A 15513-nucleotide genomic window follows, 5' to 3' on the forward strand; every position below is an offset into this window, starting at 1 on the left:
GTGTATGCGAGACAATCGGTCTGCGGTCTCTGATCTCGAAAAATCAGGCTGATTTTATAATTTGTTAATAATTGAGTATTCATGTCTACTATTTACACCCCCGTCATTGCCATCGACGGACCAACCGCTTCGGGTAAGGGCACCGTCGCTCAAAAAGTCGCCCAGCGCCTGGGTTTTCACTACCTTGATTCGGGGGCGTTGTATCGACTCACAGCGTTATCTGCACTGCGGCGCAATACGGCACTCGACGATGAACATGCGCTTGCTAAAGTGGCTGAGCATTTGCATTGCCAATTCGATGGCGCTCACATATTTCTGTCGAAAGAAGACGTTAGTGAGGCGATTCGCGCTGAGAATGTTGGTAATGTTGCATCTAAAATTGCGACATTGATGCCGGTCAGACAGGCGCTTTACGGGCTGCAACTGGGTTTTCATCGTGCACCGGGCTTAGTCGCAGATGGCCGTGATATGGGAACGGTGATTTTTCCTCACGCCGTACTGAAGGTATTTCTGACAGCAAGTGTTGCCGCCAGGGCGCAAAGGCGTTACAAGCAATTGATTGACAAAGGGATTTCTGCTACAATTCAAGACCTCACAAAGGATTTGAGTGAGCGCGATGATCGCGATACGCATCGCAGTTCTGCTCCACTGAAAGCTGCCGAAGGGGCATTTCTTCTGGATACTTCGGAACTCACCGCAGAGCAAGCGGTTGAACAAGTACTCAATTGGTATGCCGTAGCAAAGCAGTAATATCCGATATTTGTTGTTTATTTTGTTGTCCCTAGCTGTTCGGTCTGGCGCAAAGCTGGATCGAACGTTTAAAAACCTAACCCTTTATTGATCGTATTCTGGTTGTTGTGCTTATTTAAGAATCTTTATATAGCACGTTTGAATGCGTCGCAATACTGGCAAACTAGTCCAATCCTATGTCCATCACTGTTCTCTCCTCTACCTCTGGCGAATCTGATCTATTTGCCGCAATGTTTGAAGAATCGCTGTCACGTCAAGACATGCGTTCTGGTGAAGTGATTTCTGCTGAAGTCGTTCGTCTTGACCATAACTTCGTTATCGTCAACGCCGGCCTGAAGTCAGAAGCCTTCATTCCAATTGAAGAATTTAAAAATGACCTCGGCGAACTTGAAGTAGCGGTTGGAGATTTCATCTCCGTTGCTATTGAATCGCTGGAAAACGGTTTTGGCGACACGATCCTGTCGCGTGACAAAGCTAAACGTCTGGCATCGTGGCTCTCGCTTGAAAAAGCGATGGAGTCTGGCGAGATCGTCACTGGTACTGTCAATGGTAAGGTTAAGGGCGGTCTGACTGTTCTGACCAACGGCATTCGTGCTTTCTTGCCAGGTTCACTAGTCGATACGCGTCCTGTTAAAGACACTACGCCGTTCGAAGGCAAGACGATGGAGTTCAAGGTCATCAAGCTTGATCGCAAGCGTAATAACGTTGTGTTGTCACGTCGCGCTGTGATCGAAGCATCGATGGGCGAAGAGCGTCAGAAATTGATGGAAACGCTGAAAGAAGGCACCATCGTTAATGGCGTGGTCAAGAACATCACTGACTATGGCGCATTTGTGGATCTGGGCGGTATCGATGGTCTGTTGCACATCACCGATCTGGCATGGCGTCGTGTGCGTCACCCATCGGAAGTGTTGACAGTCGGTCAAGAGATCACTGCCAAGGTCCTGAAGTACGATCAAGAGAAAAACCGTGTTTCACTGGGCGTCAAGCAATTGGGCGACGATCCTTGGACAGGTTTGTCACGTCGTTATCCACAACATACCCGTCTGTTCGGTAAAGTTACCAATCTGACTGACTATGGCGCATTCGTTGAAGTCGAGCAAGGTATCGAAGGTCTGGTTCACGTCTCAGAAATGGACTGGACTAACAAGAACGTGGCACCAAACAAAGTCGTTCAATTGGGCGATGAAGTTGAAGTCATGGTTCTGGAAATCGACGAAGACCGTCGTCGTATCAGCCTGGGTATGAAGCAATGTAAAGCTAACCCTTGGGATGATTTTGCGATTACCCACAAAAAGGGCGATAAAGTCCGTGGCGCAATCAAGTCGATTACTGACTTTGGCGTGTTTATCGGCCTGGCCGGTAACATCGATGGTCTGGTCCATCTGTCGGATCTGTCATGGACAGAAACTGGCGAAGAAGCAGTCCGTCGCTTCAAAAAGGGTGATGAACTGGAAGCCATCGTATTGGCTATCGATGTTGAGCGCGAGCGTGTTTCTCTGGGCGTTAAGCAACTTGAAGGCGATCCATTCAATAACTTCGCAGCAATGAACGACAAAGGTTCATTAGTTACTGGAACTGTTAAGTCGGTTGAGCCTAAGGGTGCTGTAGTGCAATTGTCTGAAGAAGTTGAAGGCTACCTGCGCGCTTCCGAAATCTCACGCGATCGCGTTGAAGATGCCGGTACTCACCTGAAAGTCGGAGATGTTCTGGAATTGATGGTCATCAACGTTGATCGTAAAGCACGCGGTATTCAGCTTTCGATCAAGGCTAAAGACAATGTTGAGACACAAGAAGCAATGCAAAAGATGTCTTCGGACTCTAACGCTGCTTCCGGTACAACTAGTCTGGGCGCGTTGTTGAAAGCTAAATTCGACAACAAGTAAGCAAGAGTTAAGCGAGCACGTTAATGACAAAGTCGGAGTTGATTGCCCGCTTGGCCGAGCGTTATCCGCAGTTGGTTGCTAAGGATGCGGATTACGCGGTCAAAACTATACTTGATGCGATGGCCGATGCTTTATCGACCGGTCAGCGCATAGAGATTCGTGGTTTCGGCAGTTTTGCGCTAAACCGCAGACCGCCGAGAATTGGTCGTAACCCGAAATCTGGGGACAAAGTGATGGTGTCGGAAAAGCGTGTGCCACACTTCAAGCCAGGTAAGGAGTTACGTGAGCGGGTCGATGCGATGGTAGGGCAACCGATCAACGAAGACTGAGTTGTGCGTACAAAATAAAAACGGCATCTTCGGATGCCGTTTTTTTTCACGTACAATTTCATCTTTTAAGGTCGTATAAATAAGGCCGTATAAATGATTATCCGGACTTAGTTATATTGCTTCATGTAAGTTTTTGGAGATGTGGACTGCTCTGATGTTTTTTGAGCGTTGTGCAGTGGTCCGATAAGTTTGTCTGATACCGTAGAAATTGCAAGTTGACCTAGCGCAAACTGCGCTGCTTTATATTCCAATCAGGAACCGATTATGAAACTCATTTCCCGAGCTATTGCGATTTTACTATTTCTGGTGTTCTTTGGTTTTGCATTAAAGAATACGCAGGAAGTCACGCTCGATTTTTTCCTTAATCACCAAATTCGCGGGCCGTTAGTCTTAGTTTTGCTTGGTTTTTTTGCTTCAGGCGCTATTCTGGGCGTCTTGGCGATGACGCCTGCGGTATTTCGTTATCGTCGTAATGCATCTAAAGCCCAAAAAGCGTTGATATCAATACAACGTGAGCAAGAAGCACAGCGACTAGCAAGCACTGAACCGCCACAACCGGATAGCGTCCGAAATACATGATGCCTGCAGTAGCAGCGTCCGCCTCATAATGTGGGGGGGCGTAGTAGTTTTTTGGCTACACCTGAATCCAAACATGTCACAAACACGCTAGCTATCGGAATATCGAAGAGAATAATAAGCGGTCTCTCGTACGTTAGTCTGGCACCAGGCATCCATCCATCAATTGTCACACTTTATGCGAATAACAAGTCTGTATGGAATTTGAAACCTGGTGGTTATTAGGTATCCCGATCTTTTTTGGTCTGGGTTGGATCGCCGCACGCGTGGATATCAATCAATTGATTTCTGAGTCGCGTAGTTTGCCCCGTGGTTATTTTAAAGGGCTTAATTTTTTACTCAACGAACAGCCCGATAAAGCGATTGATGCTTTCATCGAAATTGTAAAACTTGATCCAGAAACAGCTGAACTTCATTTCGCCCTGGGAAATTTGTTTCGTCGCCGTGGTGAGACTGAGCGCGCGATTCGGGTTCATCAGAATTTGTTGGCGCGGCCCGATCTGGAGCAGGAACATCGACTGCACGCACAGTTTGAATTAGGACAGGATTATCTGAAGGCGGGATTGTTGGATCGCGCAGAAGAAAGTTTTAATCTGCTCATCGGCACTTCATACGGTGCGCAAGCGGGGCGTGCATTGCTAGAAATTTATCAGCGTGAAAAAGAATGGCAGCGCGCCATTGAGGCGGCCCAGGCATTACAGGATGCCGGTGCTGGTGGTCGCCAGAAAGAGATTGCCCAGTTTTACTGCGAATTGGCTCAGGATGCATTGGTTGATGGTCATCCTGACGCTGCCATGATGTTGCTGGAAAAAGCGCTGGTGAACGACCGTAACAGCGTCCGGGCGACGATGCTATCGGGCGATGTGTATCTGGCGAAAGATGATGCCGAGGCAGCATTAGTTGCATGGCGTAGGGTTGAGCAGCAAAGCGTACCGCATGTCGCGTTGGTTGCGCAGCGGTTGATGGCTGGTTATCGTGCAGTCGGCCGGCCGCATGAGGGCGTGAATTTATTGCGCTCATATTTGGCCGAAGCATCCTCTATCGATTTGCTGGAAGTCGTATTCAAGGCAGTATTGGAACTCGACGGGGTTGATGCGACCAATCATTTGGTGAGTGATGAACTGCGCCGTACACCGACCTTACTTGGGCTCGATAAGTTGTTGGAAGCCCGGTTAATGATTGCTGCGCCAGAAATGCATTCGGAACTTTCGGTGGTAAAAAATCTGGTGCATGGTTATACCCAAAAACTAGCGCGCTACCAATGTAGCCATTGCGGTTTTAAGGCGCGCCAATTTTATTGGCAATGTCCAGGGTGTAGTCGCTGGGAAACCTATCCGCCGCGTCGGACAGAAGAGTTGAATGTGATGAATTAATGAGTTCACTCATTAAAGTAGGACTTACGCAAAATTGTTCCAGCAGAGCAGACCTTTGAAGCCAGTATTTCAGTACGACTAGGCGGGCGTAACGGCGCTGGGGCGATTTTGCGTAAGTCCTATAAAGTAGAGATTCAGTGTGACAAAACACTAAACGGAAGAACATGAAAATAACAATTATAGGTACTGGCTATGTCGGCTTAGTCACAGGCGCTTGTCTGGCTGAGTTGGGCAACGATGTCTTTTGTCTGGATGTCGATGAGAACAAAATAGCCATTCTTAATGGCGGCGGCATTCCGATACACGAACCCGGCTTGGCTGAGATCGTTGGCCGCAATCGCGCCAATGGCCGCTTGCGGTTTTCGACCGATATTGCAGCGAGCGTTGCACACGGCCAAATTCAGTTTATTGCAGTGGGTACGCCACCGGATGAGGATGGATCGGCTGATCTGCAGTACGTTCTCGCAGCAGCGCGCAATATCGGTAAATATATGACTGATTTTAAGGTCATTGTCGATAAATCGACGGTTCCGGTAGGTACAGCAGACAGAGTTAGTGCCGCAGTTCGGGCTGAGTTAGCGAGCCGCACACCGTGCGATGAAATGACAAAGTTCTCAGTCGTATCGAATCCAGAGTTTCTCAAAGAAGGCGCCGCCGTTGAAGATTTCATGCGTCCCGACCGTATCGTGATCGGCTGCGACGATGGACACGAAGGTCTGCATGCACGCGCCTTGATGACGCAACTGTACGCCCCGTTTAATCGTAATCACGAGCGCACCTATTGGATGGATGTGCGTTCTGCCGAATTCACTAAATATGCCGCTAACGCGATGCTGGCAACGCGGATTTCATTCATGAATGAATTGGCCAATCTGGCCGATAAGGTCGGGGCTGATATCGAAGCGGTCCGTCACGGTATTGGCTCGGACCCCCGCATCGGCTATAGTTTTTTGTACGCTGGTTGCGGTTACGGCGGTTCGTGTTTTCCTAAAGACGTTCAGGCGCTGGAGCGTACTGCGCGTGGTTATGATCAGGAGTTGTTGATTCTGCGTGCGGTCGAGCAGGTTAATAATAATCAGAAATATGTGCTGGGTAATAAAATTGTGGAACGCTTTGGTAGCGATTTAAGCGGTAAGCATTTTGCGCTATGGGGCTTGGCGTTCAAACCCAATACTGACGATATGCGGGAAGCCTCGTCGCGGGTGTTATTACGCGAATTGCTCGACCGTGGTGCCTCGGTAGCAGTGCATGATCCGGTCGCAATGGTCGAGGCTAAACGTGTGCTGGATTTGGATTTTGCGACGACGCCAGAATTATTGGCGCGCCTGCATTTCTGTGAGAGTCAAATGGCAGCCTTGCAGGACGCCGATGCACTCGTCATCGTGACCGAATGGAAAACTTACCGTAGTCCGGATTTTGAGCAGGTTCGCACTCATCTGAAGCAGCCGGTTATTTTTGATGGTCGTAATTTATATGATCCTGCGGTGATGAGCGAAATCGGTTTCGAGTACTACGGCATTGGCCGTTCAGTATTGACGCGTAAGTGAGGTTGAGAAAAAATGAAAGCCGATAATGCAGTGAAAGTAGCCCGGCAACATCCCGCTTCGTTTGAAAACGTTCAGATTCTGGTGGTTGGCGATGTGATGCTAGACCGTTACTGGTTCGGCGAAGTCAATCGTATTTCACCAGAGGCACCGGTCCCGGTAGTACGTATCGAAAAACGTGAAGAGCGTCTGGGCGGTGCGGCCAACGTTGCGCGCAATATTGCAACGCTGGGCGGTGGTGCCGGTTTGTTGGGCGTGGTGGGCGAGGATGAAGCTGGGGACGCAGTAGATAGCTTACTAACGGAATTGGGGATCAACAGTTTTTTGACCCGCGACCCGGCAATCTCCACCATCATCAAGTTGCGCATCATTGGCCGTCAACAACAATTATTGCGGATAGATTTTGAAGAGCCGCCAACGGATATCGTGTTGCGCGATAAGTTGACCCGCTACAACACCTTGTTGCCGCAATATAACGTGATCGTTTTGTCGGATTATGCCAAAGGCAGTCTGGTTAATGTTGCCGATATGATTGCTACTGCTAAACAGGCCGGGAAATGTATCTTAGTCGACCCGAAAGGCGATGATTTTTCACGTTATACAGGGGCCACGATACTGACGCCCAACAAATCGGAATTGATACGCATCGTTGGTAGCTGGAAGAGTGAGGAAGAATTAGAGATTAAAGCGCAGAATTTACGAAAGTCACTCGCTCTGGAGGCGCTGTTGGTGACCCGCTCAGAAGAGGGAATGAGCTTGTTCACCGCGCAGGAAGTGATGCATTTTCCGGCGATGGCGCGTGAGGTGTTTGATGTTTCTGGTGCCGGAGACACGGTCATTGCGACTATGGCGGTCATGCTGGGAGCGGGTTTTCCGATTGCTGAAGCGGTGGCAATGGCAAATCGAGCTGGTGGCATCGTCGTTGGTAAGTTGGGTACGGCAACTGTCACCCACAAAGAACTGTTTCCATAAGCCAAGTCCTATAGTGTCAGGGTTATGGCGATTCTTATTGAATCTCTCTATTTATAATGATCAAGGCGCATTCGCGTCTTGGTCATTTTTTGTATTTTCTCTACATCGCTATTCAATTAACGTCATTCGCATGGTGTTGTCCATAAATTAGGGCAAGAGCATATGGCTTGCTGAAAGCGTTTTGAGGAAATCCGGATTTTGATGACTCTCACACTCAACATAAAAGGACAGTATGCTTAAAAAGTTACTACAAATAATGACAATGTTTATTGCAACTATGGGCCTGGTATTTGCACAAGTTGATGTCAACAAGGCCGATAGGGCCGCCTTGGATGGTGTAAAGGGCATTGGGCCAGTTACTTCAAAACGTATTCTTGATGAACGGGCTAAAGGCGGTAATTTTAAGGATTGGCATGATTTTGAAGAGCGCGTTAAGGGCATCGGTGAAAAAAATGCTTTGAAGTTATCAACGGCGGGTTTACAGGTGAACGGACAGGCTAAATCAGTCGTAGCAATCAATCCTAAAGCGCAGCCTAAAAAAGAAGTCTCCGTTAAAAAATAAAAAAGATAGTTTGCCTGCTCTCTATAAAAGCTCCTTCGCAAAAAGGGGCTTTTTGATGTTCAGATAAACATAAAGCAATATGCCAGCCATGTTTTAAGACTGCTTCACGCGTATTTTTTCCAAGATCGACTATCCCGCATACGCATAATAAAGTCTCATATTAGAATGACTTATTTACCTCCTATGTAAGCGTAAACCATGCCATATTTGACTATTGAAGACACGATTGGAAATACCCCGTTAGTACAGCTAAAACGGATTTCGGCAGAAGCTGGGCTACGAAACAATATTATTCTGGGTAAATTAGAAGGCAATAACCCTGCCGGTTCAGTCAAGGACAGGCCGGCACTGTCGATGATTAAACGTGCTGAAGCACGCGGGGATATCAAGCCTGGCGATACCTTGATTGAAGCAACCAGCGGCAATACCGGTATCGCGTTAGCAATGGTTGCCGCCATGCGCGGTTATAAGATGGTGTTGCTGATGCCAGAAAATCTAAGTGAAGAACGACGTCAAAGTATGGCCGCTTACGGCGCCAAAATTATTCTCACGCCAAAGACGGGCGGGATGGAGTACGCACGCGATCTCGCGCAAAAAATGGAAAAAGATGGCGAGGGTTTGATTCTTGACCAATTTGCCAATCCGGATAATTCGTTGTCGCATTACGAAACAACAGGGCCTGAAATCTGGCGCGACACAGACGGACGCGTTACGCACTTCGTCAGTGCGATGGGAACCACCGGCACTATCATGGGCGTGTCGCGATTTCTCAAAGAAAAAAATCAGGCAATACACATCATCGGTGCACAGCCTGAGGAAGGCTCACAAATTCCTGGCATTAGAAAATGGCCAGAAGCGTATATGCCGAAAATTTATGATGGTTCGCGAGTTGATCAGATTGAGTCAGTCAGTCAGGCGGCGTCCGAGCATATGGCGCGCAGACTGGCAAGTGAGGAGGGGATTTTTTGCGGGATATCTGCTGCAGGTGCTTGCGAGATAGCGCTTCGAATTTCTCAGCAGGTAGAGAATGCAACGATAGTTTTTATCGTCTGCGATCGCGGCGATCGTTACTTATCTACGGGTGTTTTCCCTGCATAACCGTTGATAACAATCTGTTTAATCCGCCTGCAGCTTTTGCAAGCGGATTAAATAAAACCAGATAACGGCAGCAGGGAGATCATCGACATACGATGTTTACTTCTGTAGTTCTGCCTCGATTTTGTCTTTCGGCTTAAATTGTTTATCGCTGATACGAAACTTCTCACGACGATCGCCCATTAATTCACGCAGTTCACCGATAGTGAGTTTGCTCACTTCATGCATACGGATGAGTAATGAAGCGCCAACCGGCAAGCGATGATGTCTAATTTTGCTAATCACTGGCGGCGCTACTTCTAAGGCGCGTGATAATGCTGCGTCATTTTTTAAATGCAGCTTATCGATGAGTGAATCAAGCAGGTGATTTGGGTCGTAGGACACTTGTTCGTCCAGTTTGTTGCCCTTTGGTGTTTCAATTGAGGTATTCATATTCGTGAAATTCCATTCATTCTGATGTTGAATAGGGAAGGTCTGCGCGGCATTTTTGTAACATTTGCGCTGTAGTAACCTTCGGCTTATTGGCGAAGTTGCAAGTGATGTCATTTTATACCGATAAAGCGTGTTTTTTTATCATAAAGAAACATTTTGAAACAATTCTATATGGAAAGTATTAAAAAAACAACAACATTATATTTTTATCAACTTAACTTTCGACTCTAACAACTTCTGTCACTTGGATGATTAATTCTAGTAAAAAGTTGCAAAAGCTCAATTTAAATTTTATTGCCTACTCCGCCAGTAGTTTTCAGACAGTTAGTAGTCACTTTATTCTTGTTGATTGCAATTTACAACTGGCGCTCAGATGGCTTCATTGCGCTTGATTATCCTCTGTGATTGTGGCTAATAAAGCAAGTTTTTTCCAACCATCATTCCCTAAATTTTTTAAAGTTTGGATATTTTTTTCAAAGATATCCTCGGCCTCCGGAAAAGCTTCTACGGCCCGGTCCATGCTGTCTTCACGCAATAAATGCAACGTCGGATAGGGCGAGCGATTGGTGTAGTTGGTGATGTCATCAATATCGGTGCCAGCAAATTGATAGTCGGGATGAAAACTTGCTATCTGAATATCGCCCTCCAGATCGAACTCTTCGAGCAGAGCGTCAGCGTCATCGAGGAAGTCGTTGTAATCCAGAAAGTCCCGCAAGACCCAAGGGTGTATTAGCAAAGTAGTATCAATTAAAGCCGGATCAGCATCCTGTAATAAATCCAGTTCTGAGCGCAGTTCTGCGACCAGGTCTACCCTGGTTCGGGCATTGCTGACAACAAAGCGAATCTGGTTTTTGATATACACCGCCTTGGCGAAAGGGCATAAGTTGAGCCCGATCACGGCGCTTTCCAGCCAGCGTTTGGTGTCGATGATGACTTGTTCGGAAGAGTTAGGCATTGTGTGCATTGCATTCGTTAGGAAAGTGTAGAAATTGTAGGCGCTGGAGGTCGGGCCTGCTACATATGTTGTCCGCATAAAAACAAAAGCGGGTTATTCTTCCGGTCGCGTGCGCACCCCTCGTGCGTTCGGATTAAACCATTCACACCTAATAAAGCTCAGCATCATGGCCCTAAAAGCAACTATTTTTAAAGTCGATCTGCAAATTGCAGATATGGACCGTCAATATTATCAAGAGCATGCACTCACTATCGCCCGGCATCCCTCAGAAACGGATGAGCGCATGATGGTGCGGGTGTTGGCCTTTGCCCGTCATGCATCCGAAGCACTAGTGTTTAGCAAGGGATTGTGGGACGTTGATGAGCCTGACTTGTGGGAGAAGGATCTGACCGGTGCAATCAATCTATGGGTAGAGGTCGGGCAGCCGGACGAAAAACGCATACTCAAAGCATGCGGTCGCGCCGCGCAAGTCGTGGTGTATTGCTACAGCAGCACCAGCCATATCTGGTGGGCACAAGTCAGTAACAAAATCGCCCGTGCCCGCAACCTGACAGTGATCAATCTTCCCTCCATCACCAGTCTGGCCTTAAGCAAGCAAGCGCAGCGCAATATGCAATTGCAATGCACGATACAGGATGGTCAAATCTGGATGACCGCCAATGATGAAACCGTTCAGGTCGATTTGACCACCCTCCAGGAGTAATCCCGGAGGGCCGAGGTCAGTAATCTTAGTTCTTCTCGCGTGCTGCACGCACTTCGCGTCCCAAATCAACCACCGACATTGCATAAAAAAAGCTGCGGTTATATTTGGTAATGGCGAAGAAGTTATCGGTGCCTAGCCAATGCTCAGTCGGCGCTGTGCCATTTTGCAAATCGACCAGACCAAACATCTTGTTACCGTCAGCCGAACCAAGGCCTGCTGTCGGTACCACGCCAGCGGCAACTAACTCATTAAGCGAAAATTTCGCCTCCAAACCTTGACCGATAAATGCTTGCCAGCGATTTTCGCTGCTGGTGTCGGTGGCCACGGTTGCCGGAAAAACGATAGGTTCGCCAGCTTTCCAACCGTGTACTTTTAAATAGTGCGCGACACTGCCAATGGCGTCGATCGGCGAGTTGCGCAAGTCGACTTTGCCATCGCCGTCAAAATCTACGGCGTATTGACGAATACTGCCGGGCATAAATTGCGGCCAGCCTATCGCTCCAGCATAAGAGCCACGCAGCGAAAATGGATCGATATGCGACTCGCGGGCAAATAGTAATGTGTTTTCCAGCTCGCCACGGAAGAACGTCATGCGCGCTTCTCGAGTTGGCGTATTCGGATAATCGAAGGCCAGCGTGGTAATCACATCCATCACGCGGAAATTGCCGGTATTGCGGCCATAGACCGTTTCAACCCCGATGATGCCAACAATGATTTCAGCTGGCACGCCATAGGTGGCCTCGGCACGGGCCAGTGCATCAGCATAGGTATTCCAGAATTGAACTCCTGCCTTGATGCGGACCGGATCGATGAAACGCGCACGATAGGCGACCCAGTTCTTCGGTTTGCCCGGCGGCGCGGGCTTCATTAACTGGATCGTCTTATCGACGTAGCGGGTCTTGTTGAATACCGCTTCCAGTTCGGCGCGGGTGAAGCCGTTCTTTTCCACCATCTGATCGATGAAAGCAGAAACGGTTTTCCATTGCCCAAAATTAGCGAACTCACTCTCGTCGCCGCTAGCGGGGGCAATACCTGAATCCACCAAGCGTGGTGGCGGCACAACTGCATTCACCGGGGCTACCGCCGTTACTGCGCTGGCCTTAGGAGGCGGCGCAGACGGCGCAACTGCCGGAGTAACGGCGCAAGCAGCGCTCAACATGGCAATCGCCAATGCTGCGCACAGCCGCGTGCGTGGCAATGAAAGAGTCGGCAGTGTGGTGCGAGGATTAAGTTTTATCGACATGGGGATAACAAAGGTTTGAGTTTGTTGAATTGGCTTTTTAATGCAGCCAGCGACACCGTTTTATGGTCAGCGCCATTAATCGGGCCGTAGCGTAACGTTTCATAAGTCTGTAAAAAATCTGCAATCGCACTTTTAGCCTCTGGCGTAAGTGTCGAATCGGTCGCGCACAATCGTTGCCGATAAGCGCTCGCGCCTTCATGTATCTGCCTGGTCATATGCAGTCTCGCCATGCGTTTGCAGAAGGCGGAGTATACCTTATCGAGGGGCGCGATTTTGTTGCGTACAACCAGCAATGGCAGGGAAACAAGTGCCAGTCCGAGCGATCCCAATGCGATCATGAGCGCTGTCAACATGCGCCAATCCAGTTGTCCAATCCCGAGAGATTCCAGCAAACTTTTCTGCCGCTCTGGCGTGTAATTGAGCACCCATTGATTCCAGCTGTTATTGATCGCATCCCAATTGACCCGCACGATTTGCAACGTGCCCAGCCAGCCATCGGGCGACGCAGGCAGATTAATCAAGCCCCCCAACGCCGGCCGCGGCAAGATGCGGCTTAACGATTTGTTGATACGTTCAGGTGCCACCGCAGCGGTAGGGTCCACGCGCACCCAACCGTACTGCGACAGCCACACTTCAGCCCACGCGTGCGCATCCGATTGTCGTACCGTCATAAAATGATCCACAGGATTCATCTCGCCGCCCAGATAGCCGGTCACCACTCTGGCCGGAATATGCGCCGAGCGCATCAACACCACAAACGCGCCTGCATAGTGTTCGCAAAAGCCAGCCTGCGTGGAAAATAAAAATTCATCCACGCTATTCCTGCTCAGTACATCTAGCAACGGCGGCTCCAACGTATAGCTAAAATTTTCAGTGCGAAAAAAATGCAATACCTTATCCACGACCTCGGCATCGGACGACGCTTGTGAGCGCAATGTCATTGCCAATGCCGCTGCACGGGGATTAGACCCGGCCGGTAAGGTGAGCGCCTGCTGCAAGACCGGTACAGTTTCGCTGGCTTGCGCATATAGCCCATGGGTATCGATCACAGAAATCACGTCATAACGGATACGCTCCCCGACAGGCCGATCTGAGAGCAGCTCACGGTCACTATTAATATGACTTTGGCTGGGCGGATTAGTGGTTAATGTGGGCGCTAGTTGCGGTGTTTCTAACGCAAACAACCAGCGTTGTCCGCTCGCTTCCATCGTGATTTGCTGGCGAATCAGCGTGCCTGATTTCAGGCTAGCCAAGTGCGTATTACTAGCCAGGGTGGACTGCATGGACGCTGGTTTGCGCGTCCATGTGCGGCCATCGAAATTGGTCAGCACCGCGCCGCGCCAGTAGCGTTGCAAGGACGCTGGCACCGGATCAATAAACTTGATCCGAAACGCAATATCATCGGATTGCGCAAGCTGTGAAATCGTCCCCGGTGCCATGCTGTCAGACATCCCGGTTTGTGCGCCCAGGGTCTGGTCCGGCACCCCCCACAGCGGCCCCTGAATCCGTGGAAACAACAAAAACAGCACCAACGTCAGTGGTGCAGCAAGCGCCAGAATCAGCGCCCCCATACGCAAGCGTCTCCGTAATGGCGGGATAGCACCGGTGAACTGAAACGACAGTTGCGCAGTCAGCAGCGCAATCACGGTGGCGATAATGAAGAGCGCCGTCGGAATCGTTTGCGAATAAAAGAACGTCGTGAGGACTAAAAAGAAGCTCAGAAACAGCACCACAAACACATCGCGACGCGCATGCATTTCCAATAATTTCAATGTCAGCAATAACGCCAACATAGTCACGCCCGCTTCCCGTCCCAATAAAGTGTGAGCCGTGGCATACACCCCAAAGAACGTCAGCAGCGCCAACGATAGCAATATCCCCAGCGGAGGCAGCCGATCCCCGCGCCACGTAATCACGCCGCGCCATGCTAATAGCAATCCACAAGTTATCGAAGTCCAGACCGGCAAGTGCGCAACATGCGGCAGCAAGACCATCACGCAGGCAATCAGCAGTAGTAAGGTATCGCTTTTATCGCGCGGTAACACCGGTAGCCTCGGTAACCAAGCGCGGGAGGTCATACGCCGCCCTCATACAAGGCCAGCGCCTCTAAACATGCTTGCTGATGCGCGGGGCCGATTGCCGTCGGATAGTCGATACCACCGATCTGAAACGCATACGGCAAGCCCAACATTTCGGCGGTCATGATCCAGCGTGTCATGCGGGATAATTTTGCCTCCACATCCATTGCATGCGGCAATGTTGCATAGTCAATCACCAAATCGCTGGCGACGCCGCCGTCAAAATGTTTCGTCATCAGCGTGGTATCGCCATCGCTATTACGCTTAGCCATTTGTCGCCACGCCAGATGCTTGAGCGCGTCTCCGGTCCGATACGCGCGCACGCCAGCAAAATCTTCGTGACCCGCATCGGCATGACCGGAACTGTTTGCCAGACCGCTCATGGGCAAGGGTGGGCTCGCTGCCATGGACTCCGGTTGCGGGTACACCAACACCACGCCATCGGGCTGCCAATAACACCATGCGCGCAAAAATCCCAGCGGGAAACGGGTGTGCAAACGCACCCGTGGAGCGCTCAGCCAGCCACGTTCTTGCGTGGCCGTACTGAGCACCGCATTGCAAACATCCATAGCCGCCAGGTCCACCGCTTGCGCCCTGTCAGCCAAATCCACGCCGATGAAATCGAGCCAGATGGCATAGCGCTGATGTTTGCGACGATTCATTACGCGCACCGCGAACGACGCCTCCTGACCGGCAAATACGGCAGCGTTATGGCCGGAGGATAAATATAAAAATGCCAGATTACGAAAAGTCAGATGCATGTCGATCAGCGCGCAGGCAGCCAGTACAAACGTGAGCGCAAAGCCCAGACTGAGGTTGTAATTGATCGCGCCGATAAACAGCATCACCAGCATCACCACAAACGCACAACCGGCACCGGTCGGCATGATGTAGACGCGGCGCTGGCCAATAAAAACTTCCCCGATTTCCGGCTCTCCTTTGCGCGGTCGGAACGGAAACTCCAGGCGCAATGGCAGCCTGAATGTATTTTTGAATTTCATGCCGACGTTCATTG

The 15513-nt window shown here is 49.7% G+C and carries 15 protein-coding genes; 10 read left to right on the top strand and 5 right to left on the bottom strand.

The annotated features are described in order from the left end of the window. Window positions 1-81 precede the first annotated feature (81 nt). The 9 genes from cmk to cysM all read left to right on the top strand — a co-directional run bounded on the left by cmk (window position 82) and on the right by cysM (window position 9090). On the top strand, window positions 82-750 hold the full coding sequence (cmk, locus tag ACVBEF_RS06965) for a (d)CMP kinase (protein ID WP_447123211.1): 669 nt from the start codon (window positions 82-84) through the stop codon (window positions 748-750). A gap of 176 nt (window positions 751-926) precedes the next feature. Beyond that, a complete protein-coding gene (gene rpsA, locus ACVBEF_RS06970; protein ID WP_447123212.1) occupies window positions 927-2636 on the top strand; it encodes a 30S ribosomal protein S1 in 1710 nt (569 codons plus the stop codon). A gap of 23 nt (window positions 2637-2659) precedes the next feature. Continuing rightward, window positions 2660-2965, top strand: a complete 306-nt coding sequence (locus tag ACVBEF_RS06975; protein WP_447123213.1) for an integration host factor subunit beta — start codon at window positions 2660-2662, stop codon at window positions 2963-2965. 264 nt (window positions 2966-3229) lie between these two features. After that, entirely contained in the window at window positions 3230-3544 is a 315-nt protein-coding gene (locus ACVBEF_RS06980) for a LapA family protein (protein ID WP_447123214.1), read from the top strand. Between the two features lie 194 nt (window positions 3545-3738). Beyond that, window positions 3739-4914 (top strand): lipopolysaccharide assembly protein LapB, encoded by a 1176-nt coding sequence (gene lapB, locus ACVBEF_RS06985; RefSeq protein ID WP_447123215.1) that lies wholly within the window; start codon window positions 3739-3741, stop codon window positions 4912-4914. Window positions 4915-5078: 164 nt separating this feature from the next. Continuing rightward, complete coding sequence (locus ACVBEF_RS06990; RefSeq protein WP_447123216.1) at window positions 5079-6461, top strand: UDP-glucose dehydrogenase family protein; 1383 nt, start codon at window positions 5079-5081, stop codon at window positions 6459-6461. A gap of 12 nt (window positions 6462-6473) precedes the next feature. Next, window positions 6474-7430 (top strand): D-glycero-beta-D-manno-heptose-7-phosphate kinase, encoded by a 957-nt coding sequence (rfaE1, locus tag ACVBEF_RS06995; RefSeq protein WP_447123217.1) that lies wholly within the window; start codon window positions 6474-6476, stop codon window positions 7428-7430. 232 nt (window positions 7431-7662) lie between these two features. Then, the gene (locus ACVBEF_RS07000) at window positions 7663-7992 is read left to right on the top strand and encodes a ComEA family DNA-binding protein (protein ID WP_447123218.1); all 330 of its coding nucleotides are present in this window, start codon (window positions 7663-7665) and stop codon (window positions 7990-7992) included. Window positions 7993-8190: 198 nt separating this feature from the next. Next, window positions 8191-9090, top strand: coding sequence for a cysteine synthase CysM (gene cysM, locus ACVBEF_RS07005; RefSeq protein WP_447123219.1), 900 nt, complete (start codon window positions 8191-8193; stop codon window positions 9088-9090). A 96-nt stretch (window positions 9091-9186) separates the two neighbouring features. On the opposite strand, the gene ACVBEF_RS07010 is transcribed toward cysM, so the two are convergent. Together ACVBEF_RS07010 and ACVBEF_RS07015 are read right to left on the bottom strand one after the other, a co-directional pair. Next, window positions 9187-9519 carry a hypothetical protein gene (locus ACVBEF_RS07010; RefSeq protein ID WP_447123220.1) on the bottom strand — a complete coding sequence of 111 codons (333 nt, stop codon included), beginning with the start codon at window positions 9517-9519 and terminating at the stop codon, window positions 9187-9189. A gap of 379 nt (window positions 9520-9898) precedes the next feature. Next, window positions 9899-10483, bottom strand: coding sequence for a DUF1415 domain-containing protein (locus tag ACVBEF_RS07015; protein ID WP_447123221.1), 585 nt, complete (start codon window positions 10481-10483; stop codon window positions 9899-9901). Window positions 10484-10640: 157 nt separating this feature from the next. Between ACVBEF_RS07015 and ACVBEF_RS07020 the strand changes: the two genes are divergently transcribed. Further along, window positions 10641-11177: a YaeQ family protein gene (locus ACVBEF_RS07020; RefSeq protein ID WP_447123222.1), complete on the top strand. Its 537-nt coding sequence runs from the start codon at window positions 10641-10643 to the stop codon at window positions 11175-11177. 25 nt (window positions 11178-11202) lie between these two features. Here the strand turns inward: ACVBEF_RS07020 and mltB are convergent, their stop codons facing one another. The 3 genes from mltB to ACVBEF_RS07035 are packed head-to-tail and all read right to left on the bottom strand — an operon-like array spanning window position 11203 to window position 15499. Next, complete coding sequence (mltB, locus tag ACVBEF_RS07025) at window positions 11203-12420, bottom strand: lytic murein transglycosylase B (protein WP_447123223.1); 1218 nt, start codon at window positions 12418-12420, stop codon at window positions 11203-11205. Beyond that, window positions 12411-14498 carry a transglutaminase TgpA family protein gene (locus ACVBEF_RS07030; protein ID WP_447123224.1) on the bottom strand — a complete coding sequence of 696 codons (2088 nt, stop codon included), beginning with the start codon at window positions 14496-14498 and terminating at the stop codon, window positions 12411-12413. Before ACVBEF_RS07030 ends, mltB begins: the two co-directional genes overlap by 10 nt. Next, window positions 14495-15499: a DUF58 domain-containing protein gene (locus ACVBEF_RS07035; RefSeq protein WP_447123225.1), complete on the bottom strand. Its 1005-nt coding sequence runs from the start codon at window positions 15497-15499 to the stop codon at window positions 14495-14497. The genes ACVBEF_RS07030 and ACVBEF_RS07035 overlap by 4 nt, the downstream gene beginning before the upstream one ends. Between the last annotated feature and the right edge of the window lie 14 nt (window positions 15500-15513).

The organism is Glaciimonas sp. GG7 (assembly GCF_052976905.1).